The sequence below is a fragment of the Vulcanimicrobium alpinum genome, from assembly GCF_027923555.1.
Taxonomy (GTDB): Bacteria; Vulcanimicrobiota; Vulcanimicrobiia; order Vulcanimicrobiales; family Vulcanimicrobiaceae; genus Vulcanimicrobium; species Vulcanimicrobium alpinum.
Map to the genome: position 1 here is coordinate 1,755,422 of NZ_AP025523.1, position 24,450 is coordinate 1,779,871.

Here is a 24,450-nt window from a genome sequence, read left to right on the forward strand (position 1 = left end):
ACGGGCTCGTCGCGAGCAGCTCAGGGTGCCGACAGCTGTTCGATCAGCCCGGCCATGTCCGCGACCGACCAATGCTCCACGATCCGCCCACCGCCGAGCCGGTCGAAGCGCATCGATGCGAGGGTAACGCGCCTGCTCGTTGCGGCGATGCCGGCGAATTCGCCGGCATGCGTCGCGGTCAGCACGATCTGCGTGGCGACGAGATCGCCCTCAGCGACCTGGCGTTCGATCGCGATGCGCACGTCGTCGAATGCACGCAGCGCTTCGAAGAAGCCGGCATGGTACGCGCGCAGCGCGTCCGCCGTGGCGGGCGTCCCGGGCGGCGCTGCGTGGTTGCGCGCGTCGGGTGTCCAGTACCGCTCTAGCAGGCCGATGAAAAATCGGCCGAGTTGATGTTGGCGTGACGGCGTTTTTCGCGTATTATAAGAGCAAGTCTCCTCATACCTTGGTGAGGTTGCGGCCGATGCGGACTCATGATGAGCAGCGTGCATCCGTTTGGACGACGTTGCAGCCGGAAGACACCGTGCCCGGCGATCATCCGTTGCGCCCGATGCGCGTGATGGTCAACGAAATTCTGCGCGAACTCTCGCCGGAGTTTTCCAAGCTCTACTCCCGACGGGGCCGGCCATCGATCGCGCCGGAGAAGCTGCTGCGAGCCTTGCTGTTGCAAATGTTCTACTCGATCCGCAGCGAGCCGATGCTGCTGGAGCAGTTGCGTTACAATTTGCTCTTTCGTTGGTTCGTGGGCTTGAGCATGGACGACAAGATCTGGGACCCCTCGACGTTCAGCAAGAACCGCGATCGGTTCTTGAATGGCGAAATCTCCGAGCGGTTCTTCGCCGCCGTGGTCGAGCGGGCGCGTGCCGACGAACTGCTCTCGAACGAGCATTTCACCGTCGATGGGACGCTAATCGAGGCGTGGGCCAGCCACAAGAGCTTTCGGCCCAAGTCGGACGACGAACCGCCGACCTCGAGCGGCGGTCGCAACGAGGGCGTGAACTTTCGTGGCCGGCCGCGCAGCAACGAGACGCACGTCTCGAGTACCGATCCGGACGCGCGGTTGTACCGCAAGAGCAGCGGCGCGCCGGCGATTCTCGGCTATCTCGGACATGCTCTGATGGAGAATCGCAACGGCTTGATCGTCGGCGTGAAGACCACTCGCGCGACCGGGATCGCCGAACGCGAAGCAGCGCTGGAATTGATTCGCGGGGTCAGCGGAAGCAACCGAATCACGCTCGGCGCCGACAAGGCGTACGATACCAAAGACTTTGTCGAGGCGTTGCGAGCGCTCAACGTGACGCCGCACGTTGCTCAAAATACGACCCGTCGCCGCAGCGCGATCGACCGCCGAACCGTCCGCCATCCGGGCTACACGGTGAGTCAACGCAGGCGCAAGTTGATCGAGGAGAGCTTCGGGTGGGGCAAGACGATCGGCCGATTGCGCAAGGTGCATTTCCGCGGGCTTGATCTGGTCGGCGACATTGTGCGCTGGACGGCCGCGGCGTACAACTTGATCAGGATACGCAATCTGAGGGCCGCGACATGATGCGAAGTGATGCTGACCCGAGGGGCGTTTTCGAGATGAACCGCTCGGCAACGGGCTTCGAGGGGTCCGCCGACCTCCCGAAAACCGTGCTGAACGGGCAGTTCGCGAACCACGCGCCGATTTTTTCACGGGGCTGCTAGTGCGTCGAGATCTCGCGCGATCCACACGTCGTCAACGAGCCCGCGTATCAGCGCCCGATTGCGCGCACCTTGGTCCGCATCCACGGCGCGCGTTTCCGAGGCGCGTCGAGCCGCTCCCTGCGGGTCACCGGCCGCTTTTGCAGCCCCTGCGTCAGGCAGCGCGTTCCGGTGCTTCGAGCGTCTCCTTGACCTGTCGCAGGAAGCGCATCGCCGTCGAACCGTCCATGGCACGGTGGTCCCAGCTCATCGAGAGGTTCGCGCGAAGCCGGACTTCGATCGCATTGCCGCGAGCGACGACGCGGGGCTCGACCGCGTCGGTCGCCAGGATCGCGACGTTCGGCGGGTTGATGATCGGCGCGGTGAACAGCGAGCCGTAGATTCCGGGATTGGTGATCGTGAACGTCGAGCCGTCGAGCTCGCCTGTACGCAGCGCTCCCGCGCGGGCGCGCACTGCGACGTCGGCGATCGCGTGCGCTAGACCAGTCACGCCGAGGCGCTCGGCATGACGGATCACCGGCGCGAACAGCCCGCGGCCGGGGACGTCGACGGAAATTGCAAGATGGACCGCGTCGTGGATCGTGCGCGTGCGCGCTTCGTCGTCGATCGATGCGTTCACGTCGGGGACGGCGCGCAGCGCCTCGACCACGGCCGCCGCGACGTACGCAAGCCACGTCGTCCGCTCGGGTGACGCCTTCTTCCTTACCGCGACGGCCTCGAAGTCGACGTCGATCGCCGAGAAGACGTGCGGCGCCGTCCGCCACGAGCGGGTCATGCGCTGTGCGGTGGCCGCGCGTGCGGGCGTCAAACGTTCGGTTCGGGCGTTGCGGCTCTCCGCCGCCGCGCGCAGCACGTCGTCGCGAGTGACGCGGCCGCGCGGGCCCGAACCGGGAATCGCCTCGAGCGGTATGCCGGTCTCGCGCACGAGCCGCCGCACGACCGGTGAGAGCAGTGCGCGCCCGTCCTGCGCACCGGCGGCCGCCGAAGCGTCACGCGCGCCGACGTCGCCTGCGCCGCCCCCGGTTGCGCCGTGCGGCTCGACGGCCTCGTCGGCTTCGCGCTCGATCGCGCAGATCGGCGAACCGCTGAGCACGACACTCCCTTCGGCGGCGAGAAGCTCGCGCACGACGCCCGCGACCGTCGCATGGACCTCAGCGGCGATCTTCTCCGTCTGCACTTCGCACAGCACGTCGTCGACGTCGACGCGGTCGCCGGGACGCACCAGCCAGCGGCCGATCGTCGTCTCCGCCGGCGCATCGCCGAATTGGGGGAGCGCGACGCGTTCGGTCACGTTACGACCGGCGCCGGAAGCCGCAGAATGGCGCGCGCATCGTCCGGCGTCGCGATCGGCCGTCCGACCGCCCGCGCAATCGATGCGACCCAGTCGACGACCTGCGCGTTGTCGGGCGATCCGCGCTCGACGTACTGCCAGTCGCCCAAGCCGCAGCGCACGTGGCCGCCGAGCGTGATCGCCCACGCGGCCGCCGGCAGCACGTCGCCGTTCCAGTTGCACACGAACCACGGTTCGTCAGGATCGAGTTCGGCGAGCATCGCGAGCAGGCCCGGCAGCGTCTGCGATGCGCCGGTCGGCATGCGCGCACCGGTAAACACCAGCAGCCAGAACGGATCGCGCAGGAGCCCAATCTCCTGATACCGCTTGGCGGTGCGGATGTGGCCGACTTCCCAGCAGACGGCATCGGTGCGCACGTCGTGGTCGCGCAGCGCTTCGAGGACCGCGGTGAGGTTCTTGCGCGGGTTGAGGTAGATCTTGTCGTCCGTCTCCCACCGCTTCGCCTCGACGTCCCAGTAGTCGACGTTGAGCGAGCCGAAGTCGACCGGCGCGAAATCGACTCGCGTCGCGGGGTTCGAATTGGCCGCAACGATGTGCCGGATGCGATCGTCGACGGCGTGCTGAGTGATGTATCCGAGCGTCGGATGGATCAGGATATCGCAGCGCGCGCGCACGCCTTCGATGACCTCCAGGTACAACTCGACGTCGTTGCGCGGCTCGCCGCTGACCGGTTCGCGGCCGTGCCAGTGCAGGATCGCCGCTCCGGCCTCGCGCGCGCGGCACGCGTCCTCCACGATCTCGCGGGGTGAGTACGGGATACGGTCGTTGCCGTGCTTCGCGCGCAAGGCCGTTTCGTTGACCGCGACTTCGATGATCACCGGAAGATCCGTCATGGGAGCCCTCGTATCGCCTCGACGATGCGCTCCCATGTCGGCAGCGTCGACCGTTCGAGGTGGTCGGCGTAAGGAACGGGGTGATGGGCTGCTCCGACCCGCGCGACGGGCGCGTCGAGGTCGAAGAACGCCTCTTCGTTCACCGCTGCGGCGATCTCTGCGCCGATCCCGGCGAAGACCGGTGCCTCGTGCGCGACGACGACCCGTCCGGTCTTGCGCGCCGATGCGAGGATCGTCTTGATATCGAGCGGATACAGCGTGCGCGGATCGACGACTTCGACGGAGATGCCCTCACGCGCGAGCTCTTGCGCCGCCCGCAGCGCATGGCGCACCATCGCTTGGGTGGCGACGACGCTGACGTCGCTTCCGGCACGTTTGATCTCCGCGACGCCCAGCGGGATCACCGTCTCGCCTTCGGGGACCGGTCCCTCATCGAACAGAATCGACTTCGCCTCCAAGAACACGACCGGGTTGTCGTCGCGGATCGCGGCCGCCAGCAAGCCTTTCGCATCGCGCGCGTTCGACGGCGCGACGACGACGAGTCCGGGCACATGCGCGAACCACGCTTCGAGCGACTGCGAATGCTGCGCGGCGAGCCGGACGCCGCCGCCCGACGGTCCCCGAAATACGATCGGGACGGTTGCGGTGCCGCCCATCATGAACCGCAGCTTCGCGGCTTGATTGACGATCGCGTCCATCGCCAGGGTCACGAAATCAAAGATTTGGATCTCGACGACCGGACGAAGTCCGGTCATCGCCGCACCGACGGCGAGATCGGCGAAGCCAAGTTCGGCGATGGGCGTATTGCGCACGCGTGCGGCACCGAAGCGATCGCGCAGTCCCTGCGATGCCGTGAAGATCCCGCCCATCTCGACATCTTCGCCGATCAGCACGACGGCCCGATCGCGTTCCATCTCCTGAGCGAGCGCTTCGCGCACCCCGCCGACCAGCGAGAGCCGGCGGCCGGCGTCGCTCGGCACGTCGGGATAGCTGCCGGCGTGCGGTGCATAGGCGGCGCGCATCAACCCGTCCGCCGACGCCTCCGGCTGCACGCGCGCCCACGCGATCGCGTCGTCGATCTCGGCGTCGATCGCGGCGCGCACGTTCGCGAGCTGCATGGCCTCGAAGCCGCGTTCGAGCAGGGCGCGCTCGTAGCGTGCGATGGGATCGGCCGCGACTTCGCGCTCGTGACGGTTGAGATCTCGCGTCTCCGGCAGGTTGGCGCGCATCGAATGTTCGAGGTGCCGGTAGGTCACGGCTTCGACGAGTCGCGGGCCGTCGCCGGCCCGCACCGCCGCGATCGCCGCGACGGCGTGGGCCAGCACGCCCTCCACGTCGTTGCCGTCGATCGTCTCGGCAGGGATCGCGTAGGCGGCGCCGCGTGCCGCGATGCGTTCCACCGGCCGGGACTGCCGCCACTCGGTCGTGAGCGCGTACTGATTGTTTTCGCAGACGAAGAGCACCGGCAACGACCATACCGCGGCAAGCGTCAGCGCTTCGTGCGTCACTCCCTCGCCCGCCGCACCGTCTCCGAAGAAGACGACCGTGACGCGATCCTCGCCGCGAAGCTGCGCGGCCAGCGCAGCGCCGCAGCCCAGGCCGAGTCCCGCCCCCACGACGCCGTTGCAACCGAGAATGCCGAGCGCGAGATCGGCAATATGCATCGAGCCGCCCAGTCCGCCGCACGATCCGGCCGCACGTCCGAGCAGCTCGGCGAACATACGCTTCGGTTCACCGCCCTTCGCGAGGACGTGACCGTGACTGCGGTGGTGGCCGACGACGTAATCACGCGCATCGAGCGCCGCTCCGAAACCGACCGCGATCGCCTCTTGACCGATCGACGAATGCGCGGTCCCCTTCACCTCCCCCGCGCGGAACAAGTCCGCGGTGCGCTGTTCGAACCGGCGTATCCGGTAGAGCCCGGCGTACAGGTTCTCCGGCGCTACGCGAGTCGTCCGGTGACCTTCTGCAGCGAGTTCCACGCGGTCGTTCCGAACGCAGTTTTCCAGTCGGCGTAGAACGCCGTAAGCCGGGCTTTGAACGTCGCCGTGTCGGCCTTGTTGAAGATCATCCCGCGGCGGCTCAGTTTGTCGGCCAGTGCAGCGTTGGCGAGAGCCGTCTCGCGCCGTTCGATCGCCGAATACTTCACGCTGATTTCCCTGACGACGTCCTGCACGTCGCTTGGCAGGGAGCGCCACGCGTCGACGTTGGCCAAGAGCCACCAGCCGGCCCATGAATGGTTGGTAACGCTCAAGTACTTCTGCACTTCGTACAGCCGGGACGTCTCGATGACGCTGTACGGCGTCTCTTGACCGTCGACGACGTGCGTCTGCAGAGCAACATAGGTCTCGTTAAATGAAATCGACGTGGGGCTCGCGCCGAGCGCTTTGAAGGCGTCCACGAAAATTTTCGAAGGCGGCGTACGGATCTTGAAGTTGGCGAAATCGTCGGCTGTACGGATCGGATGGGTCGACGACGTCACCTGACGCAGGCCGAGGTCGTACATCCGCGGCATCGCGATGAGGTCTTTGGCTTCCATCTCGCGGCGCAGGTATTCACCGAGCTCGTTGTCCATTGCGTGGAAGACTTCATCGCCCGAGGAAAAGGCGAACGGCAGGTTTTCGATCTGCGTCACGGGGACGACGCTGGCGATGATGGCGCCCGAGAGGCAGGTGAACTGCAGCGCGCCGGAGCGGATTTGGCTGAGGGCGGCGCTGTCGGAACCGAGTTGATTCTGCGGGAAGACCGCGACGCGCAGCCGGCCTCCCGTCCGCTGCTCGACCTCTCGCCACATCCGCACCATCGTCGTGTGGAGCGGATGCTGCACGGGCATGTCGTGACCGAATTTGTATTCCCACTGCGCCGCGGCGGCAGGGGCGGCAACGGCTGCGGCCCCGGTTGCGGCCGCAGCCCCGCTCAGAAAGCGACTCCGTAACACCTTCGCTCCTTCCGGATGGACGTGTCCTCGCATCCGTAGTCTAGCGCAGCGCGGCCGTCTCCGGGGCGGACGCGAATTTCGGTCCTGCGGACCCATCGGCGGGAACGAAAAGAGAGTCGGGCGCGACGGAGAAGCGACCGGCAATGGCCGTCCCGACCGCCATCCTCGCCCCGGAGCTTCGCTCTCGGGTGAGCGCGGTGCACATCGACGACGCGACACCCTCGTGGGCCACGCTCGGCCCGCATCGCGTGCGTTACGCCACGCTGGCCTTCTTTGAACGCGGAACGACCGCCGTCGTCTTGAACGGGATCGAGCGGCGATTCGCGCCGGGCGACGTGGTCTTCGTGCCGCCCGGCAGCGTCGCGGACAGCGATCGTGCGTTCACCCGCCGAGGAACCGCGTGGTGGAGCGTCGCCTTTGACGGCGCGTCCGGCGCGGCATCGCCGGTCGGCTCGGCGACGCAACGTCTGCTGGATCGGCTGGCCGGGGTGATCCCGGTCGAGCCGGAGTCCGGGATCGGCCGGATCTCCGTCCCGCGCCGCGATCGGAACGCGTGGATCGATCGATTGTATCGCCTGCGTACGGAGCTGCGGCGCACGGACGGTGACTCCGCCGACGTCGTGTTCGCACTGCTCACGATGCTCGCCGTCGATGCGGGACGCCTCGCGGGGACGTCCACGGTCGAACGGACCGGTTCCCCGCTGCTCTCGCAGCTCGCTTCCTTCGTCACCGCGAACATCGACCGTTCGATCGGACTTCGCGACGTTGCGAACGCGCTGGCGTTTTCGCCGGCGTATCTCACCGAACTGCTCAGGCGCGACACCGGACGATCGGTGTGCGAGTGGATCCTGGAATTTCGCGTGCGCCGCTCGGAAGAATTGCTGCTGGACGGCGGAATCTCGATCGCAGACGTCGCCTGCGCGGTCGGCTACGATGACGCTCGCTCGTTCCGGCGCGCCTTCGTGCGGACGCGCGGCGTCTCGCCGCAGGCGTGGCGGACCGGGCGTGCCGCGATCGCATCGTCGTCCGGAAACTCGGCCTCCGTGTCGATCGTCCGCGATCTCGACGGATTCCGAACCTCAGCCTAGCGGCGTGTCCGACTTCGCGCTCGGAACGTTCGCGCTGCTCGATTCCGCGACCGCCGTGGAGCTCGTCGGCTTCGCCGGGTTCGACTTCGTCGTCGTCGACACGGAACACAGCGCGGCCACGGCCCCGTTCGGCGCGTCGCTCCTGACGATGCTGCGCGCCGCGACGGCCGGCGGAATACCGGCGTACGTCCGCGTCCGTGCCAACGATCCGGCGATGATCGCGACGGCGCTCGATCTGGGTTGCGCCGGGGTCATCGTTCCTGGCATCTCGTCGGCCGCGGAGATGCGCGACGCCGTCGCGGCCGCGACCTGGCAGCCCCGCGGCAGCCGCGGCGCAGCGCCGTTCGGGCGTATGCACCGTTACGGTTTCACGCCGCTCGACCTGGAACGCGATACGCGCACGCCGTTGATCGGGCCGCTGATCGAAAACGAGGCCGCGTTCAGCGCGCTCGACGAGATCGCGGCCGTCGATGGGATCGGCTGGCTGTGGTTCGGTCACTTCGACCTCGCGGTGTCGCTCGGAAAGCGCGCGCCGCTCGAGCCGGATGACGAGATCGAAGCGATGCGCGACCGTCTTCACGAGGTCGCGCGCGCCCGCGGAATTCCGGCAGCGGCGTTCACCTGGAACGGCGCGACGGCCGTGCAGCTCGCACGCCGCGGCGCACGGTACGTCGCGGTGTCGGCGGACATCTCGCTGCTCGCAAACGCCCTGCGCACCGTACGAGCCGACGCCGGGAGATAAGCGCGGGCTCAGCGTGACGTGGGGGTCAGCGTGGTTTTGCGAGCGGGACGTCCCATTCGTCTTCGGTGACGAGGGTGGTGCCGTGCAGCGTCGCGCGCCGATAGTGCTGCGCCGATGGGCAGCAGTTCGGATCGCTCGCAGCGTAGACCGGCGTGCGCACGACGATGCGGCCGCCGTCGAGGTACGCGTCGAGATGGCCGCCGGCGCTCGGAAGCGTTCCGACGAAGCGCACACGGCCGTCGACCTGCGTGAAAAGCAGCGCGGTGAATACGCCGCCGCTGCCTCCCGATTCGATCGGCAGCATCATCACGCGCTGCGCGCCGTCGGCGAGATAGCCGTCCGTCACGTCGCCCGGATCGATCCAGCCGGTCGCTCCGAGCACGCCCCTCACGCTGACGTACGGCCTGTGCTGCATGGAGGCAACCGTCCCGGACGGCGGTGACAGATGCGCGATCGCCTTCGATGTCGCCAGCCAGCGATCGACTTGCGCGCGCGTCGCCGCCGACGCACCGTCCTGCGCGCAGAGCACGAACGCGAGCGCAGCGGCGGCGGCGCGGATCATGCGCTTGGGACCGCCGCCGCTACCCGCATCGTGTTGCGGATCGTCCCGACGCCGGGGATCTCGATTTCGACCACGTCGCCGTCCCCGAGCGCGACTGGCGGCGTGCGGGTAAATCCAACGCCCGCCGGCGTCCCTGTCGCGATGATGTCGCCGGGCTCGAGCGTCATGAAGCTCGTGATGAACGCGATCGTCTGGGCGATCGAGAAGATCATCTCGCGCGTGTTGCCGTGCTGGAGTTCGCCTCCGTTCACGCGCGCGATCACCGGCAGATTCTGCGGATCGGCGACGAACCGCGCCGGGACGATCCCCGGGCCCATCGGCGCGAAGCCGTCGACGGCCTTCCCGGCCGCCCATTGCGAGGTGAGCATTTGCAGATCGCGCGCGCTCAGATCGTTGAACGCCGCGTAGCCACCGACGAACGCCGGCGCGTCGGCTTCGGCCACGCGCGACGCGCGCCGTCCGATCACGACCGCGAGTTCCGCTTCGTAATCGAGCCGCCCGGCCGCCGCCGGCGGCACGAGTATCTCGTCGAACGGGCCCGCCAGCGAGTTGCGGTACTTCGGAAAAAGAATCGGCGCGCGCGGCGGCTTGAGCCCGGTCTCTTCGGCGTGATCGCGGTAGTTGAGGCCGAGGCAGATGATCTTGTCGGGGTCGGGGACCGGCGGCCCGAGATGCACCTCGGAAAGCGGGATCGCCTGCGGGTGCCGCGGCAGGTTCGCTGCGGCCGCGAAAATTTCGTCGAGATGCGCTTCCGGCAGCCCGATCAATTCGCGCACGCCGGCGCCGTACGCTCCGAACGCCCGCGCCGGGACGACGAACCCGCCGTCCTCGATACCCGCCGTGCGCTCGCCGCCGGGCCCCTCGAAAGTCACGAACTGCATCGTCTCACTCCTCAGCGTCGAAGCGCTTGCAGGATCTCCCCGACGATTCCTCGCCGGAACAACAGGACGCACAGCGCGAACACGGAGCCCATCACCAGATTCGTCTCTTCGCCGATCGCCGTCTTGGAGACGAAGTAGTCGAGCGACTCGAAGAGCGCGGCGCCGACGATCGGTCCGAAGATCGTCCCGATCCCGCCGAGCACCGTCATCATCACGACCGCGCCCGAGGTGTGCCAGTCGACCATGTCGAGGCCGGCGAGGTGGTTGCCGATCGCGTAGAGCGCGCCGGCCAGACCGGCGATCCCGCCGGCGATCGTGAACATCGCGAGCTTGTAGCGGTTCACGCGATACCCGAGCGCGATCGCGCGCTGCTCGTTCTCCCGCATCGCCCGCAGCACGCCCCCGAACGGCGACTGCACGAGCCGCAGCGCGAAGAGCACCGTCAGCACGACCAGAGCGAGCGCGAGATAGTAGTAGACGCGGTCGTCCTGGATCGGGAGGCCGAAGAGGGTGCCGCGCGGGCCGATGTTCAGTCCGTTCTCGCCGCCGGTGACGTCGGTGAGCTGGAAGACGGTGAAGTACTGGATCTGCGCGACGCCGAGCGTGATCATCGCGAAATAGATCCCGGCGCGGCGGACCGCGATCGCGCCGACGATCGCCGCGAGGATCAGCGCGTAGAGCACGCCTGCGAGGATCGCGAACGCCGCGTCGACGTGGGTTCGCGTCAGGACGATCGCGGCGATGTAGCCGCCGCCGCCCCAGAACATCGCCTGCCCGAACGAGAGCAGTCCGACGAAACCGAAGAGCAGATCGAGCGAGACGGCGAACAGCGCGAACGCCGCGAGATCGATCGCGACGACCGGGTAGATCGCTTGCGGGAGGATCAGCGCGACCAGCACCAAGACGCCGGCGACGATCGCCGGCGTACGTCCGCTGAGCATCGTCATCGCGCCGACTCCGGTTTGCCGAAGAGTCCGGCGGGACGGAACACGATGACGATCACCATCACGATGAAGATCAGCGTCGTCGAGATCGGCGGGAACACGACCGCGCCGATCGTCTGCAGCAGTCCGAGCGCGAACCCGGCGACGATCGAGCCCACGATCGATCCCAAACCGCCGATGACGACGATCGCGAAGGTATAGATGATGATCGTGTCGCCCATGTTCGGCTGCACGTTGGTCTGCGGCGCGTTCAGGACGCCGGCGAGCGCCGCGAGCGCGATCCCGACGCCGAACGTGATCGTCACCAGCCGGCGCACGTCGATGCCGAGCGCCCGCACGAGAACCGGGTTCTCGGTCGCGGCGCGGATCCGCGCGCCGATCGGCGTGCGTTCGACGATGAACCATGCCAGCGCGCACACGATCAGCGAGATCACGATGACAAAGAGCTTGTAGGTCGGATAGAGGGTGAAACCGATGTTGGTGACGCCCGCGAGCACCGGCGGCGTCGCGAACGGCGAGCCGAGCGGACCGGCGGCGAGCCGCATCAGATCCTCGATGATCAGCACGAGCGCGAAGGTCAGCAGCAGGCTGTAGATCGGATCGAGACCGTAGAGGCGGCGCAGCAGCGTCACCTCGAGCAGGATGCCGAACAGCCCGACGACCGCCGGCGCGATCAGCAGCGAGGCGAAGAACCAGACTTGCGCGGCGTTCGGATCGGCGACGCGCGCGTTGACGAACTGCGCGCCGTAGTAGGTGGCAAACGCGCCCAGCATGTACATCGCGCCGTGCGCGAAGTTCACGACGCGCAGCATCCCGAAGATCACCGACAGACCCAAAGCGAGCAGCGCGTAGAACGCGCCGCTCGCCAGGCCGTTGAAGATCTGGGTGAGGAGGTAGTCCGGACTCAGACTACCAGTCCTTCTTGCACGTCGATTGCGATTCGGGGCGGAACGCACGGCTCGGCGGGATCGTCTGGACGATCTTGAACCACCCGTGCGGCTCCTTGATCTTGTCCTTCGAGAGCACGTCGACGACGTACATCTCGTGGGTCACGCGATGGTCGCGCGCGCGCCATTCGCCGGCGTGCGCGTAGAAGTCGTTGAACTGCCGGCCGTCGAGGTACTTTACGATCGCGTCGGCGTCGGTCGTGCCGGCGGCCTTCACCGCGTTGAGCCACTGCGTCGTCGCCGAGTAGTCGGCGGCCTGAATGTCGGTGGGACGGAGCCCGTGCATCGCTTTCGCGTACCGGTCGGCCCATTTGCGCGCCGCCGCGTCTTCGTTCCAATACCACGACGTCGTGATGCGCGAACCGGCGAACACGTCGGGGAGGGCGTCGACGTCGGAGAGGAACAGCAGGCCGACGGCGATCTTCATCTGCTTGTCGAGCTGAAATTGCTTGGCAGCCTTCATGCTGTTGACCGTGTCGGCGCCGGCGTTGAGCAGGCCGAGCACGTCGGGGTGCGCGTTCTTCGCCGCAATCATGTACGACGAGAAGTCGGTCGTGCCCAGCGGCATCTTATCGGAGTGGACGAACTCGCCGCCCTTGCGCTGCACCGCATCGGTGAAGTCGGTGAGCATCTGCGCGCCGAATGCGTAGTCGGGGACGATCCCGTACCACTTCTTCCCGCCGCTCGCGGTGATGTTCGCGCCGGTCGAGTTCGCCAGCGCGTAGGTGTCGTACGCGTAGTGATAGGTGTACTTGTTGCAGTTCGCGCCGGTCAGCGCCGACGACGCGCCGCCGGTGACGATGGCGAGCTTGTGCTTGTCCTTGGCGACGCCGGCGACCGCGATCGCGGTGGCGGAGTTCGTCATGTCGAGCGCGAGCTCGGCACCGCTGTCGTATTCTTCGCGCGCTTTCGCCTGCGCGACCGGGCCTTGATTGCGGTGGTCGACGACATCGACGATGATCTGACGTCCGAGGACCTTCCCGCCGAAGTCGTCCACCGCCATCTTCACGGCCTCGACGGCGCCGGGGCCGGCGAGCGCGGCATACACACCGCTCATGTCGGTGATCAGTGCGATCTTGATTGGGCCGCTGTCGGCGGCCCGTGCAGGCGGTACCGAGAACGATGACGACAGCAGCGCGACCGCGAGCGCTGCCGGGACGGATCGGGAAAAGCGCATCGGACCTACCTCGTAGGCGGGGGCGAAGTTGCGCCGTCGTTAGGTGTCGGAGCCCTCGTTCCTTCGCGCGGGGAAGGAAATATCGTTCATCGCTCCGCTTCGGGACGGCATTCGCGTGCCGGCGCAGAAGTCGGGTCGATGCGGTATTTCGACGAGGAACGCGTGCGTGCGCTGCTGCGCTGGGACGAACTCGTCGCCGCGATGGAGGACGCGCTCGTCGCCTTCTCCGGGGGGCGCGTGCAGCAGCCGGTGCGGCAGGTGTTGACCGTCGAGGAGAACGCGCGCTACCTCGGGGTCATGCCCGCGATCGCGCCCGACGCAATGGGCGTCAAACTGGTGACGTTCTACCCGGCGAACGCCGGGACGAGCGTCCCGACCCACATGGCGATGGTGCTGCTGTTCCGTCCCGACACCGGGGAACCGGTAGCGGTGATGGACGGCCGGCTCATCACCGAGATGCGCACGGCCGCCGTCTCCGCGGCGGTGACGAAGCGGCTCGCGTCGCCCGGCGCCCGCGTCCTCGCGATTCTCGGGAGCGGCGTGCAGGCGGTCTCGCATCTCGAAGTCCTGAGGACGATCCGGCCGTTCGACGAGGTGCGGGTGTGGAGCCGCACGCCGGAGCACGCGCGCCGATTCGCAGCCGAGCACGGCGCGGTCGCGACCGACGCGGAGAGCGCCGTGCGCGGTGCGGACGTCGTCGTGGTCGCGACCAGCGCGCGCGAGCCGGTGCTCGTCGGCGCGTGGCTGAAGCCCGGCGCGCACGTGAATGCCGTCGGCGCATGCCGTCCGACTTGGCGCGAACTCGACGACGACGCGATGGCGAACGTGCTCGTCGTCGACTCACGCGAAGCCGTGCTCGTCGAAGCGGGAGACGTGATCCTCTCGCACGCGTCGATCTACGCAGAGGCCGGCGAGATCATCGCCGGCACCAAAGCGGCACCGGCTTCCGAGACGACGATCTTCAAATCGGTCGGGATCGCGATCGAAGACGTCGCGTCGGCCGCACTGATCGCGGCGCGCGCGGCGCGGGCCGCCCCCGTCTGAGCGCTACGACGCCGGCATGATCCCCATGCCGCGCGGCCCCGGTTCTTCTTCTCCCGCGTCGACGCGGAACGGCGGGTACGCGTCGTGCATCAGCGTCACGTACGTGACGACGCGGATCACCCAGCGGTTGAGTCCGAGCACGAGGTCGAACAGCCCGCTCGGATAGCGCCCGGTGACCGCGATCGCGATGCCCGCAACGAGCACGAGCAATTGCAGGAGGCCGCCGCGCGACTGCATCGCTCCGGCGCCGGAGGCGTCGACGTACCACCACGTTCCGCTGAAGATCGCCAGGATGAGATAGTGCGGGATCGCCAGCAGCCACCACTTGATCAGCGCCGTGCCGCGCGAGAGATGCTGCGGATAGGCGACGGCGAGGTGCGCCGGATAATCGGCATCGAGCAGGCTGAACGGCGGATAGCGATCGGTGCCCAGCGCGCTGTACGCGTAGAAGCCGACGCGCCAATTCCATCGCAGGATCCCGACGTTCGTCGCGAAGAGCGGCGCGGGATAGCGCCCGGTGGCGAGAATCGCCGCGAACGCGAAGACCGTGAGGACGCCGAACGCGATCCAGAGCAAGAACAGGATCGCCGCGTGCGGGATCGCGAGGAACCACTTCACCACCCACAGCCATCGGCTCAGCGGCTCCGTGAGGTGGCCGTCGAGCGCGACCGGATAGACGGACGGTCCGGGCGAGGCGACGGGCAGCGGGATCATCCCGCCGTAGAGGATCGTCAGCAGCGCGAGCGCCGTGCCGATCGCACCTATGACCATCAGCACCGCGGCAAGCGCGTTGAGCCAGTCCGCTTTGAACCCGGTTGTCAGCGAGACGTCGACCAGCGGAGCGGCGTCGGCGTTCATCACCACCAGCATCCAGCGGCCGGGACGCACCCGCCAGTCGAGGAGCTGCGGCCCTCGGCCGCTCGAGCGGACCTCCCACAGGCCGCGCTGGTCGGGCGGGCTGGGACGCACGAGGGGTCCCGCGTTGCGCACCACGGTCGCGGCGGAATCCTCGCGGCCGCTACGCACGACTTGGTAGGGGACGCCGGCCAAGTACTGCTGGACGTCGGCTTCGCGGCCGATCCCGACGAAGATCGCGCCGCCGCTCTCGCTGCGGACGCGCACGCGGATCGCGCCCATTCGCTGCCCGCCCAGCGCCCCGAGCACGCCCGGCGGCGGGGCGACGTCGAAGCGCGGCGACGCGAGCGCATACGCCGCCGTCGTGTAGCGCTGCTGCGGCGTGGCGCGGAACCCGCTCTCGTCGCGCGGTGCGGCGACGAGCGCGAGGCCCGGCACGAGCATCAGCAACGACGCGCAGCCCAAAACGCTTCCGGCCAACAGGACGGCGATTTTCCGGCGTTCGCTCACGACTGGGTCCCTCCACGACGAACCCGCCGGCGTTACGGTATCGCGACGATGCGAAGGCGGCGTGAATCTTATTACGGGGAGGTGAGGACGGCGCCGTGCGTCGCCTGATACTCCTGGAGCGACTTGGGCGGCCCGGCTTCGGATTCGAGGGCGGTGACCAGCGCGCGTGCGGTGTCGAGCGAGGTCAGCGAGGCGATCGAGGCCTCGACGGCGGCGCGGCGGATGCGGTAGTTGTCCGTCTGGCTGCGGCTGCTTTTAAAGTCGTTGATCACCAGGTCGACCGTGCGACGGCCGATGACGTCGAGGACGCTCGGCGACGGATCGCCGATCTTGTTGACGCGCTCGGCAGCGATCCCGTGCGCGGTGAGCAGCTCGTGCGTCCCCGGCGTCGCGACCAGCGTGTGGCCGAGCGCCACGAGCCGGCGCATCAAGTCGACGGCGTCGGGCTTTTCTTCGTCGCTCACGGAGACGAGGACGCGTCCGCCTTCGCGCGGCAGCCGGATCCCCGCGCCGACGAAGCCTTTGCGCAGCGCGCCGGCGTACGTTTCGTCGATCCCGAGGACCTCGCCGGTCGATTTCATCTCGGGACCGAGGATCGTCTCGACGCCGCGCATCTTTGCAAACGAGAACACCGGGACTTTGACGACGACGTAGTCGGGCCGCGGCCGCAGGCCCGTCCCCCACGGCATGTCGCGCAGCCGCTCGCCCAGCGCGATTCGCGTCGCCGCCGCGACGAGGTTGATCCCGGTCGCCTTCGAGATGATCGGGACCGTGCGCGACGCGCGCGGGTTCGCCTCGAGGATGAGCAGCTCGTCGGTCCCCTCGGGGATCACGAACTGGATATTGATGAGGCCGCGAATCCCGAGCTCGCGCGCGATCGCTTCGGTGACCGCGACGATCCGTGCTTCCATCGTATCGCTGACGGTCTGCGTCGGATAGACGCTGATCGAGTCGCCGGAGTGAATCCCGGCGCGCTCGACGTGCTCGAAGATCCCGGGGATCAGGATGTCGTCGCCGTCGAACGCAGCGTCGACCTCGACCTCGCGCCCCCGCATGTACTTGTCGACGAGCAGCGGCGCGCCGGCGGTGATCGGCGGCGCCGACTCGACGTACGACGCCAACTGGCCTTCGTTGTAGACGATCTCCATGCCGCGCCCGCCGAGAACATACGACGGCCGGACCAAGACCGGAAACCCGATCTCGCGCGCGATCGCGCGCGCTTCGCGGAACGTCTTCGCGGCGTGGCCTTTGGGCCGCGCGACGCCGAGCTTCTCCAGCGCCGCGTCGAATTTCTCGCGGTCTTCCGCCATGTCGAGCGAGCGCTGGTCGCTGCCGACGATCGCGATCCCGCGCCGGCTCAGCTCGCCGGCGAGGTTGATCGCGGTCTGACCGCCGAACGCCAGCATCACGCCGCGCGCGTTCGTCGCGCGCGCCGTGGCCTCGACTTCGTCGGGACCCGGCGGCTCGAAGACGAGGACGTCGGAGATATCGAAATCGGTCGAGACCGTCTCGGGATTGTTGTTGATGACGACGGCCGCGCGGCCGGCCGCGCGCAGCGCCCAGGCGGCGTGCACGCACGAGTAGTCGAACTCGATCCCTTGCCCGATGCGGATCGGACCGCTGCCGACGACGACGACCGCTTCGCGCTGCGGCGGCCGCATCTCATCCTGCTCGTATCGCGAGAGGTAGTAGTACGGCGAACTCGCCGGAAATTCGGCGGCCGCGGTATCGACCATGCGGAATTGCCCGCGTTCTGTCGGATCGTGCGCGAGTTCGCCGCCGAAGAGCGCGTTGATCCCGCGCGCGCCGTAGCCGTTCTCGAACGCGCGCCGCACGAGCGCCGGTTCGGGCTGTTCGAAGAGCGGCCCGGCGGCGCGCAGCGCGCGGAACTCGTCCTCGAGCGCGACCAGCCCGGCGAACTCGTACAGCCAGAAGCCGTCGATCGCCGAGAGCGCGCGCAGTTCGTTGACGCTGCGGCCGCGGCGCAGCAGCTCGCAGACGGCGAAGAGGCGCTCGTGCGTCGCGGTGACGAGGATCCGTTCCAGTTCGTCGTCGCTCCACTCGGCGAACGCGCCGCCGGTGAGCGTTTCGAATTTCAGATCGAGGCCGCGGACCGCTTTCATGAGCGCGGCAGTGAACGTACGCCCGATCCCCATCGCCTCACCGGTCGACTTCATCTGCGTCCCCAGGCGCGTGTCGGCGAGCGGGAACTTGTCGAACGGCCAGCGCGGAAACTTCACCACGCAGTAGTCGAGCGTCGGTTCGTAGGCGGCTTTCGTGCGGCCGCCGGTGACGGGGTTGGGGATCTCGTCGAGCGTTTGGCCGAGCGCGATCTTCGTCGAGATCTTCGCGATCGGGTATCCGGTCGCTTTCGACGCCAGCGCCGAACTGCGCGAGACGCGCGGGTTCACCTCGATGATCTGGTACTCGGGCCGGTCGGGGTGCAGCGCGAACTGGATGTTGCAGCCGCCCTGCACGTTGAGCGCGCGGATAACGTTGATGCTCGCCGTGCGCAGCATCTGGTAATCGAGATCGGAGAGCGTCTGCGAGGGCGCGACGACGATCGAGTCGCCGGTGTGCACCCCGACGGGATCGATGTTCTCCATGTTGCAGACGATGATGCAGTTGCCAACGCGGTCGCGCAGGACTTCGTACTCGATCTCTTTCCAGCCGAGCAGCGACGTTTCCACCAGCGCCTGATGGATCAGCGAGGCTTCCAGCCCCGTCTGCAGCGTCGCGCGGAGTTCGGCCTCGTCGCGAACGATGCCGCCGCCGGTCCCGCCGAGCGTGTACGCCGGACGAACGACCAGCGGGTAGCCCATCTCGCTCGCGAAGCCGACCCCCGATTCGACGTCGGTGACGATCAGCGACTGCGGCACCGGCTCGCCGATCTCGAGCATCTTGGCCTTGAAGCGTTCGCGGTCTTCGGCGAGCTTGATCGTGTCGAGCGGCGTCCCCAGCAATTCCACGCCGTACTTCTCGATCACGCCCGCGTCGGCGAGTTCGACCGCGAGGTTGAGGCCGGTTTGACCGCCGAGCGTCGGCAGGAGCGCGTCCGGCCGCTCGCGCGCGATGATCTTTTCGACCGACGCCACGGTGAGCGGCTCGAGGTACACGGCGTCCGCGATCTCGGGGTCGGTCATGATCGTCGCCGGGTTCGAATTGACGAGGACGACCCGGTGGCCTTCCTCGCGAATCGCGCGGCACGCCTGGACTCCGGCGTAATCGAATTCGGCCGCCTGCCCGATGACGATCGGGCCGGAGCCGATCACCATGATCGTTCGCCGGGGCATCCTGCCCAGGATACGTCCGCCCGGACCGAGGTCCTTCACCCGGGCGGCTGCTTCTGCCGGAGCCGGCAGTTTAGCCTCGCACTAATTCGCCCTCAACGTCATCGTAAGACTGTTGTCGGGCATTGGGAGCATGCGTCCTGCTCGAGCGTTCGCTGCCGCCGTTGCGGCAGCGTTCCTTTCCGCTTGCAACAACTCCAACGGCGGCGCGACCGCCGGGCTGCTGGGGCCTAACGTCCCGCCCACCCAGATCACGCCGCAGGCCGGCCTGCGGTCGAAGATCGGACACATCATCGTCATCTCGCAGGAGAACTGGGGCTTCGACGGCCTCTACTCGCGCTATCCCGGCGCGAACGGCTCGAGCGGCGCGCTGACGCTGCTGCAGGTCGACGCAAACGGCAACACGATCGCGACGCTGCCGCAGCCGCTGATCGGCGGGAAGCCCGATGCGCGCTTCCGGCAAACCTGCCGGCACAGGCCTTCGACATGTCGGGGTACGTTCCGCCGGCATCGACGACGTTCACCGGCGATCCCAACCATAATTTCTACATCCAGCAGTATCAGATCGACGGCGCGCCGATCACCGCGGCGCAGCCGGGCGCGGGCGGCAAGATGGACCGCTATCTCGCGCTCGCGAACGTCCCCGGCGACGGCACGCAGGGCGGTCTTCCCATGGGTCAATACGACGTGACGAACCTGCCCGAGGGGAAGATCGCGCAGCAGTTCGTGCTCGCGGACAACTCCCGTTAGAGCGCGTTCGGCGGCTCGTTCATCAACAACATGTGGCTGTTCTGCGCGTGCACGGGGGTGTATCCCGTCGCGCAAGCGCCGGCGTCGATCGTCGAGAAGCTCGACGTCACCGGGAATCCGATCGCGCTCGGCAGCCCCGAAGGGCGGTTGACGCCCGACGGCTACGCACGTGAACACGATGTTCCCGTACAACTATCCGCAGACGCCGGGGAAGACGCCGGGCGATCCGACGAGCCTGCTTCCCGTGCAGACGTTCAAGACGATTGGCGACGAAATGACCGCCGCGAGCGTGAGCTGGAAATGGTACGCCGGCGGCCTCAACAACGCGCACGCCGGAACGCCGGATTCAACGTACCAGGCGCACCATCAGGCGCCGTTGTTCTTCGCGAACTACGCGCCGGGGACGCCCGGCGCGCAGCACGTCGCCGACGAGTCCGCGTTCCTCACCGACCTCGCGTCGGGGAATCTCCCCGCGGTTTCCTTCGTCAAGAACCTCGGCGCGAACAACGAACATCCCGGCTACACCAACCTGCTGACCGGACAGATGTACACGGCGAATCTCGTCAACCAGATCATGATGAGCCCGGTGTGGAAAGACGCGCTCGTCATGATCTTCTATGATGAAGCGGGCGGTCATTACGATCACGTGCCGCCGGTGCCGGTCGACCGCTGGGGCCCGTCGACCCGCGTCCCCGCGCTGATCGTCTCGCCGTGGGCGCAGCACGGCGTCGTCGACCACACGAATTATGAGGTCGTCTCGATCCTCTCCACGATCGAGGCGCGCTTCGGGCTGGCGCCGCTCGGATCGCGCGATGCGGCCGCGGCACCGTTCTACGGTGCGCTCAACTTCAACCAACCGGTTGCGCAAGCGATGGCGCGCCGTCCGCTCAACATCGAGCAGGCACCTCCGCCGCCGCCGAAACCGTTCTCGCGCACCGGACACTATCCGGTCACCGAACTCGACGACTGACGCGCGGCCGCGCCGCGCGAGAGGAGAACGCACCGCCCCGGCCGCAGGCCGGGGCGATGTCGTTACGCGCGGTCATCACCGCAGGCGGACTGGTCGACGACGCGTTTGCGGCGGCGATCGGGACGCCGGTCAAGGCGCTCGCGCCGTTCGGCGAGCGCCGTCTCATCGACATCGTGCTCGACGCCTGCGCCGATGCCGGGATCGACGGCATCGCCGTGATCGGCGGCGACGCGGTGCGTGCGCACCTAACGAAGCGCGCCACGAACGGCGTGCGCACGATCGACGCTGCCGCCGACGGCGGAACGAACGTCATGCGCGCGCTCGACGCATGGCCCGGCGAGCGGTTCGTCTACCTCACCTCCGATCTGCCGTTCGCGACCGGCCCCGGCGTACGCGATCTCGTCACGCGCAGCGACGGCAGCGCGCTCACGATGGGGATCGCGTCGACGCAGCGTTACGACGAACGCTTCCCGAACGCCCCGCCCTACGGCGTCGCGCTCGGCGGCGAGCGGCTCGTCAACGCGTGCGGCTTCGTGATCGCGCCGGACGCGATCGCGCCGCTGCGCAGCTTCGCGACCAAGTTCTTCGCAGCACGCAAGTCGCTGCTGCAGATGGCGCTCCTCCTCGGCCCCGCGCTGTGCCTGCGGTTCGCGTTCAAGCGCTTGACGGTGTCGCAGATCGAAGCGCACGCGCAGCGGACGCTCGGGATTCCCGTCGCGGCGATCCGCGACTGCGACCCGGGGCTGTGCTACGACGTCGACACGCTCGAAGAGTACCGCGACGCGTGCACGCGGCTCGGCTAGGCGCGCTCTGGTTCGGCATCCAGGTCGTCTGGACGCCGATCCTCGGGGTCGTGCTGCAAGCCCAGGTCAGCGCGCTCGCGCCCGCCGACGCGGTCGGACGTTACGCGGTTCTCGCCGGGGCCGGCGCGGCGGTCGCGACGATCGTGCAGATCGCCGCCGGCGTGCTCTCCGACCGCTATCGCGCGCGCATAGGCCACCGGCGCCTCTTTTACGCCGCCGGCGTCGCCGTCTCGCTCCCGGCGATCGTCGCCGTCACCGCGGCGCCGTCGCTGACGGTGCTGTGGTGCGCGACGATCGCGCTGCAGATCGGGATGAACGCCGCCGGCGGACCGTTCGCCGCGATCGTCGGCGACTACGTCGCGCCCGAGCGGGTCGGCCGCGCGTCGTCGTGGATGAGCGTGAACCAGTTCTGCGGGAGCGTCGTCGGGCTGGTCCTGACGATCGTGCTGCACGCTATTGCGCTGGGCATTGCGCTCGCGCTGCTGCTCGCGGCGGGCTGGTGGATCACCGATCGCGCGGTCGCGCCGCTTGCGGGGACGCGCTCCGGTGCGCCGGTCCTGCGGCTCGATGCGAACGCGTGGACGGTGATCGTCTCGCGCGCGCTGATCAACGTGGGCTTCTACACGCTCTTTTTCTTCCTGTACTTCTTCGTGCGCGAATCGCTCGGCGTCGCCGACGCGCAGACGACGACGGGGATCCTGTTCCTCGCCTTCACGATCGCCGGCGTCGGCGGCGCGTTCGCGGCGGGCCGGCCGGCCGACCAGCTCGACAAGCGCGTCGTCGTGAGCATCGCGTGCGCCGCGATCGCGCTCGCGGTAGGCGCGTTCGCGGCGGCGCCGACGTTTCCGGTCGCGCTGGGGTGCGCGGTCGGCGCGGGATTCGCGTGGGGCGCCTTCTTCACCGTCGACTGGGCGATCGCGTACGCCGTCCTTCCCGCCGCGGCGCTGGCCTCGGCGATGGGCGTGTGGAACCTCGCAACGACGCTGCCGCAAGTTGCGGCGCCGGCGATCACCAAACCGCTGGTCGGCTATTACGATGCGTTTGCGTACGGCCTCGGACCGCGGATCGCGCTGATCTGCGTGATCGTCGAGTTCGCGCTGGGGACGGTCCTGCTGTGGCGGGTGCGGATCCCGCGCTGATCTGCGCGCAGGATCACGTTACGAGACGACGCGCAGTGCCGGTGCCGCTCCCGGATCGGCGGTGCGCACGATCGTGGTCGGCAGCGCGCGGCCCGTCCATTGGTGCAGCGCGAACGAGGGCGGCTCGACGCGCATCGTCAGGCCGCCGCTCTCCCCGCGGTCGATGATGAGCTGGTGCGCGGTGCTCGGCGCGCTGGAGGCGATCGTCCCGCCGAACGGGACCTCGCAGGCGCGGTGGATGTGCCCGCTGATGAGCCGCACGACCTGCGGGTGCGCGGCGATCACCGCCGCGAGCTCGTCGCGGCCGCGAAAGGCGTGCGCGTCGACCGGACCGATCCCGATGTCGAACGGCGGATGATGCATCGCGATCAGCGTCGGAACGGACGGCGCTTCGCGCAGCCGTGCATCGAGCCAGCTGAGCCGCGCCGCATCGAGTTCGCCGCCCGGTTTGCGTCCGCGCGTCGTGTCGAGCGCGATCATGCGCACGGGCCGCATCTCGACGACGTAACAGATCGGACCGCGCGGCGGCAGGTACGGGTGATCGAAAAACGCGGCGCGCAGGCCGTCGGCGTCGTCGTGGTTGCCGGGAACGAGATAGCACGGCGCATCCAGCTCGTCGAGCAACCGTCGAAGCCGGCGGTACTCCTTGTTCTTGCCGCGGTCGACGAGGTCGCCGGTCGCGACGACGAACGCCGGCGGCACCGGCAGCGCGTTGATCGCCTCGACGGCACGGCGCAGCTCCCGTCCGGTATGGATCATGTGATGCAGGAGGTCGCCCTTGCGGCGGACGTGCGTGTCGGTGATCTGGGCGATCAGCACGAGGCGACCGTATCACCCCTCAGTGCCAGGTGCCTGGCACGATCAGCCGTGCGGCGTCGAGATCCGTTCGGTCAAGCGCAGAAAATCGTCGGCGCTCGACGCCGGGACGAGTGCGCGTAGAAGCGGCAGGGCCGCGCGCATCCCCGCCGTCGCGGCCCTGAAGCCGGGCGTGCCCGCGTGCGGGTGCAGCCACACGATTGCGCCGGCCCGCGCGCGCACCGCGCGCAGCGCGGCGTCGAGCGCGGCGGCGTCGCCGACGTCGAGACCGTCGCTTGCGATCAGCACGACCGTGTCGCGCGTGAACAGTGAACCGTACGCGGCGACGATCGCCGCGAGCGCGCTCCCGATGCGCGTCCCGCCGCCCCACGCCGTCCCGAGCTTCCCCAGCGGGCGGGACGCGTCGCGCAGCTGTTCGGTAACGTCGCGGACCGAGGTGCTGAACGCGAACGCGCGCGCACGCCGGGTGCGGCGGACGAGCGCCCGCGCGAACTGCAGCATCGCGCCGGCGTGCGGCGCCATCGAGCGGCTCCCGTCGACGATCGCGACGAAGCCCGGATTCCGGCGCGGCGGCGCCAAGCGGCGCACGAGCACCGGATCGCCGCCGGTCTGCAGACTCTCGCGCAGCGTGCGGCGGATGTCGATCCGCGAACCGGTGCGCGCCGGCATTCGGCGCAGCGCGCGGCCGCGCCGCACGCGGCGCACCAGCCGGTCCGCCGCTACCGCGTACGCCTCGGCCGGTTCGACCGGCGGGGGTTCGCGGTCCCTTCCGCCGCACTGTATCGCGCTCGCAGCGCATCCCACCGCGCCGCCGATTCGCCGTCTCCCGAGTCGCGTGACGCCGCGGGCTTCGGCAGCAATTCGGCGATCCCGCGGCCCGTCGCGTCCGCGCGGCGCATCGTCCGCCGCAGCGGGTGCGCGGGCTGCGCTACGCCTTCGAGTCCGGCGAAGAACGCGTCGAAGGCGGCGTCGAATCGCGCGGCGTCGGCGGCGCTCGCGCAGAGCGTCGCGCGCAGTGCGTCGCGCAGCCGGCCGCGCTCGGTGACCGCGACGACGTGCACGGCCCGCAGTGCGTCGTGCACCTTGACGCGTGCGAGCGTGAAACCGTGCTCGTCCTGCACGTACGC

Annotated in this window: 23 protein-coding genes; 8 read left to right on the top strand and 15 right to left on the bottom strand. The window is 68.5% G+C overall.

Translation table 11 applies throughout. The features are described 5' to 3' along the window. Positions 1-20: 20 nt before the first annotated feature. Positions 21-491 (bottom strand): ester cyclase, encoded by a 471-nt coding sequence (locus tag WPS_RS09055; protein WP_317994188.1) that lies wholly within the window; start codon positions 489-491, stop codon positions 21-23. On the opposite strand from WPS_RS09055, the gene WPS_RS09060 reads away from it, so the two are divergent. Next, on the top strand, positions 464-1,546 hold the full coding sequence (locus WPS_RS09060) for an IS5 family transposase (RefSeq protein ID WP_317994189.1): 1,083 nt from the start codon (positions 464-466) through the stop codon (positions 1,544-1,546). The two genes, WPS_RS09055 and WPS_RS09060, sit on opposite strands and share 28 nt — an antisense overlap. 291 nt (positions 1,547-1,837) lie before the next feature. Here WPS_RS09060 and WPS_RS09065 read toward each other — a convergent pair whose 3' ends face one another. Genes WPS_RS09065 through WPS_RS09080 form a run of 4 tightly spaced genes read right to left on the bottom strand, consistent with a single transcriptional unit; the run spans position 1,838 to position 6,901 of the window. Next, a complete protein-coding gene (locus tag WPS_RS09065) occupies positions 1,838-2,974 on the bottom strand; it encodes a dihydrolipoamide acetyltransferase family protein (RefSeq protein WP_317994190.1) in 1,137 nt (378 codons plus the stop codon). Next, positions 2,971-3,867 (bottom strand): beta-keto acid cleavage family enzyme, encoded by an 897-nt coding sequence (locus tag WPS_RS09070; RefSeq protein WP_317994191.1) that lies wholly within the window; start codon positions 3,865-3,867, stop codon positions 2,971-2,973. Before WPS_RS09070 ends, WPS_RS09065 begins: the two co-directional genes overlap by 4 nt. Continuing rightward, positions 3,864-5,849, bottom strand: coding sequence for an alpha-ketoacid dehydrogenase subunit alpha/beta (locus tag WPS_RS09075; RefSeq protein WP_317994192.1), 1,986 nt, complete (start codon positions 5,847-5,849; stop codon positions 3,864-3,866). The genes WPS_RS09070 and WPS_RS09075 overlap by 4 nt, the downstream gene beginning before the upstream one ends. Then, a complete protein-coding gene (locus WPS_RS09080; RefSeq protein ID WP_317994193.1) occupies positions 5,810-6,901 on the bottom strand; it encodes a TRAP transporter substrate-binding protein in 1,092 nt (363 codons plus the stop codon). Before WPS_RS09080 ends, WPS_RS09075 begins: the two co-directional genes overlap by 40 nt. Before the next feature lie 92 nt (positions 6,902-6,993). Between WPS_RS09080 and WPS_RS09085 the strand changes: the two genes are divergently transcribed. Both WPS_RS09085 and WPS_RS09090 read left to right on the top strand, forming a co-directional pair. Next, positions 6,994-7,893 carry a helix-turn-helix domain-containing protein gene (locus tag WPS_RS09085; protein WP_317994194.1) on the top strand — a complete coding sequence of 300 codons (900 nt, stop codon included), beginning with the start codon at positions 6,994-6,996 and terminating at the stop codon, positions 7,891-7,893. Between the two features lie 4 nt (positions 7,894-7,897). Then, a complete protein-coding gene (locus WPS_RS09090) occupies positions 7,898-8,635 on the top strand; it encodes an HpcH/HpaI aldolase family protein (RefSeq protein ID WP_317994195.1) in 738 nt (245 codons plus the stop codon). Between the two features lie 25 nt (positions 8,636-8,660). Here WPS_RS09090 and WPS_RS09095 read toward each other — a convergent pair whose 3' ends face one another. The 5 genes from WPS_RS09095 to WPS_RS09115 are packed head-to-tail and all read right to left on the bottom strand — an operon-like array spanning position 8,661 to position 13,146. After that, on the bottom strand, positions 8,661-9,197 hold the full coding sequence (locus tag WPS_RS09095) for a hypothetical protein (protein WP_317994196.1): 537 nt from the start codon (positions 9,195-9,197) through the stop codon (positions 8,661-8,663). After that, complete coding sequence (locus WPS_RS09100; RefSeq protein WP_317994197.1) at positions 9,194-10,078, bottom strand: fumarylacetoacetate hydrolase family protein; 885 nt, start codon at positions 10,076-10,078, stop codon at positions 9,194-9,196. Before WPS_RS09100 ends, WPS_RS09095 begins: the two co-directional genes overlap by 4 nt. An 11-nt stretch (positions 10,079-10,089) precedes the next feature. After that, positions 10,090-11,025 (bottom strand): branched-chain amino acid ABC transporter permease, encoded by a 936-nt coding sequence (locus tag WPS_RS09105; RefSeq protein ID WP_317994198.1) that lies wholly within the window; start codon positions 11,023-11,025, stop codon positions 10,090-10,092. After that, positions 11,022-11,930: a branched-chain amino acid ABC transporter permease gene (locus WPS_RS09110; protein WP_405054947.1), complete on the bottom strand. Its 909-nt coding sequence runs from the start codon at positions 11,928-11,930 to the stop codon at positions 11,022-11,024. Before WPS_RS09110 ends, WPS_RS09105 begins: the two co-directional genes overlap by 4 nt. A gap of 1 nt (position 11,931) precedes the next feature. Then, entirely contained in the window at positions 11,932-13,146 is a 1,215-nt protein-coding gene (locus WPS_RS09115) for an ABC transporter substrate-binding protein (protein ID WP_317994200.1), read from the bottom strand. A gap of 138 nt (positions 13,147-13,284) precedes the next feature. On the opposite strand from WPS_RS09115, the gene WPS_RS09120 reads away from it, so the two are divergent. Next, positions 13,285-14,190, top strand: a complete 906-nt coding sequence (locus tag WPS_RS09120) for an ornithine cyclodeaminase family protein (RefSeq protein WP_317994201.1) — start codon at positions 13,285-13,287, stop codon at positions 14,188-14,190. 3 nt (positions 14,191-14,193) lie between these two features. Here WPS_RS09120 and WPS_RS09125 read toward each other — a convergent pair whose 3' ends face one another. Then, complete coding sequence (locus WPS_RS09125) at positions 14,194-15,555, bottom strand: DUF4389 domain-containing protein (RefSeq protein ID WP_317994202.1); 1,362 nt, start codon at positions 15,553-15,555, stop codon at positions 14,194-14,196. A 71-nt stretch (positions 15,556-15,626) separates the two neighbouring features. Next, complete coding sequence (gene carB, locus WPS_RS09130) at positions 15,627-18,848, bottom strand: carbamoyl-phosphate synthase large subunit (protein ID WP_317994203.1); 3,222 nt, start codon at positions 18,846-18,848, stop codon at positions 15,627-15,629. A gap of 483 nt (positions 18,849-19,331) precedes the next feature. Here carB and WPS_RS09135 point away from each other — a divergent pair, with 483 nt between their 5' ends. The 4 genes from WPS_RS09135 (at position 19,332) to WPS_RS09150 (ending at position 22,507) form a co-directional block, all read left to right on the top strand. Next, positions 19,332-19,595, top strand: coding sequence for a hypothetical protein (locus tag WPS_RS09135; protein WP_317994204.1), 264 nt, complete (start codon positions 19,332-19,334; stop codon positions 19,593-19,595). Positions 19,596-19,773: 178 nt separating this feature from the next. Continuing rightward, a complete protein-coding gene (locus WPS_RS09140) occupies positions 19,774-20,565 on the top strand; it encodes an alkaline phosphatase family protein (RefSeq protein ID WP_317997523.1) in 792 nt (263 codons plus the stop codon). A 56-nt stretch (positions 20,566-20,621) separates the two neighbouring features. Beyond that, entirely contained in the window at positions 20,622-21,368 is a 747-nt protein-coding gene (locus WPS_RS09145; protein ID WP_317994205.1) for an NTP transferase domain-containing protein, read from the top strand. Beyond that, a complete protein-coding gene (locus WPS_RS09150) occupies positions 21,350-22,507 on the top strand; it encodes an MFS transporter (RefSeq protein WP_317994206.1) in 1,158 nt (385 codons plus the stop codon). Before WPS_RS09145 ends, WPS_RS09150 begins: the two co-directional genes overlap by 19 nt. An 18-nt stretch (positions 22,508-22,525) precedes the next feature. Here the strand turns inward: WPS_RS09150 and WPS_RS09155 are convergent, their stop codons facing one another. From WPS_RS09155 to WPS_RS09165, 3 genes are read right to left on the bottom strand one after another with little or no spacing between them, the layout of a single operon-like run. After that, entirely contained in the window at positions 22,526-23,326 is an 801-nt protein-coding gene (locus tag WPS_RS09155) for a phosphodiesterase (protein WP_317994207.1), read from the bottom strand. 42 nt (positions 23,327-23,368) lie between these two features. Beyond that, positions 23,369-24,028, bottom strand: coding sequence for a VWA domain-containing protein (locus WPS_RS09160; RefSeq protein ID WP_317994208.1), 660 nt, complete (start codon positions 24,026-24,028; stop codon positions 23,369-23,371). A gap of 14 nt (positions 24,029-24,042) precedes the next feature. Continuing rightward, positions 24,043-24,444 carry a hypothetical protein gene (locus tag WPS_RS09165; RefSeq protein WP_317994209.1) on the bottom strand — a complete coding sequence of 134 codons (402 nt, stop codon included), beginning with the start codon at positions 24,442-24,444 and terminating at the stop codon, positions 24,043-24,045. Positions 24,445-24,450: the final 6 nt, after the last annotated feature.

Coding starts and splice junctions, on each gene's coding strand:
- WPS_RS09060 (WP_317994189.1), top strand. CDS start 464: ATGCGGACTCATGATGAGCAGCGTGCATCCGTTTGGACGACGTTGCAG.
- WPS_RS09055 (WP_317994188.1), bottom strand. CDS start 491: ATGCACGCTGCTCATCATGAGTCCGCATCGGCCGCAACCTCACCAAGG.
- WPS_RS09070 (WP_317994191.1), bottom strand. CDS start 3,867: ATGACGGATCTTCCGGTGATCATCGAAGTCGCGGTCAACGAAACGGCC.
- WPS_RS09080 (WP_317994193.1), bottom strand. CDS start 6,901: ATGGGTCCGCAGGACCGAAATTCGCGTCCGCCCCGGAGACGGCCGCGC.
- WPS_RS09095 (WP_317994196.1), bottom strand. CDS start 9,197: ATGATCCGCGCCGCCGCCGCTGCGCTCGCGTTCGTGCTCTGCGCGCAG.
- WPS_RS09100 (WP_317994197.1), bottom strand. CDS start 10,078: ATGCAGTTCGTGACTTTCGAGGGGCCCGGCGGCGAGCGCACGGCGGGT.
- WPS_RS09105 (WP_317994198.1), bottom strand. CDS start 11,025: ATGACGATGCTCAGCGGACGTACGCCGGCGATCGTCGCCGGCGTCTTG.
- WPS_RS09115 (WP_317994200.1), bottom strand. CDS start 13,146: ATGCGCTTTTCCCGATCCGTCCCGGCAGCGCTCGCGGTCGCGCTGCTG.
- WPS_RS09120 (WP_317994201.1), top strand. CDS start 13,285: ATGCGGTATTTCGACGAGGAACGCGTGCGTGCGCTGCTGCGCTGGGAC.
- carB (WP_317994203.1), bottom strand. CDS start 18,848: ATGCCCCGGCGAACGATCATGGTGATCGGCTCCGGCCCGATCGTCATC.
- WPS_RS09135 (WP_317994204.1), top strand. CDS start 19,332: ATGTCGGGGTACGTTCCGCCGGCATCGACGACGTTCACCGGCGATCCC.
- WPS_RS09140 (WP_317997523.1), top strand. CDS start 19,774: ATGTTCCCGTACAACTATCCGCAGACGCCGGGGAAGACGCCGGGCGAT.
- WPS_RS09145 (WP_317994205.1), top strand. CDS start 20,622: ATGTCGTTACGCGCGGTCATCACCGCAGGCGGACTGGTCGACGACGCG.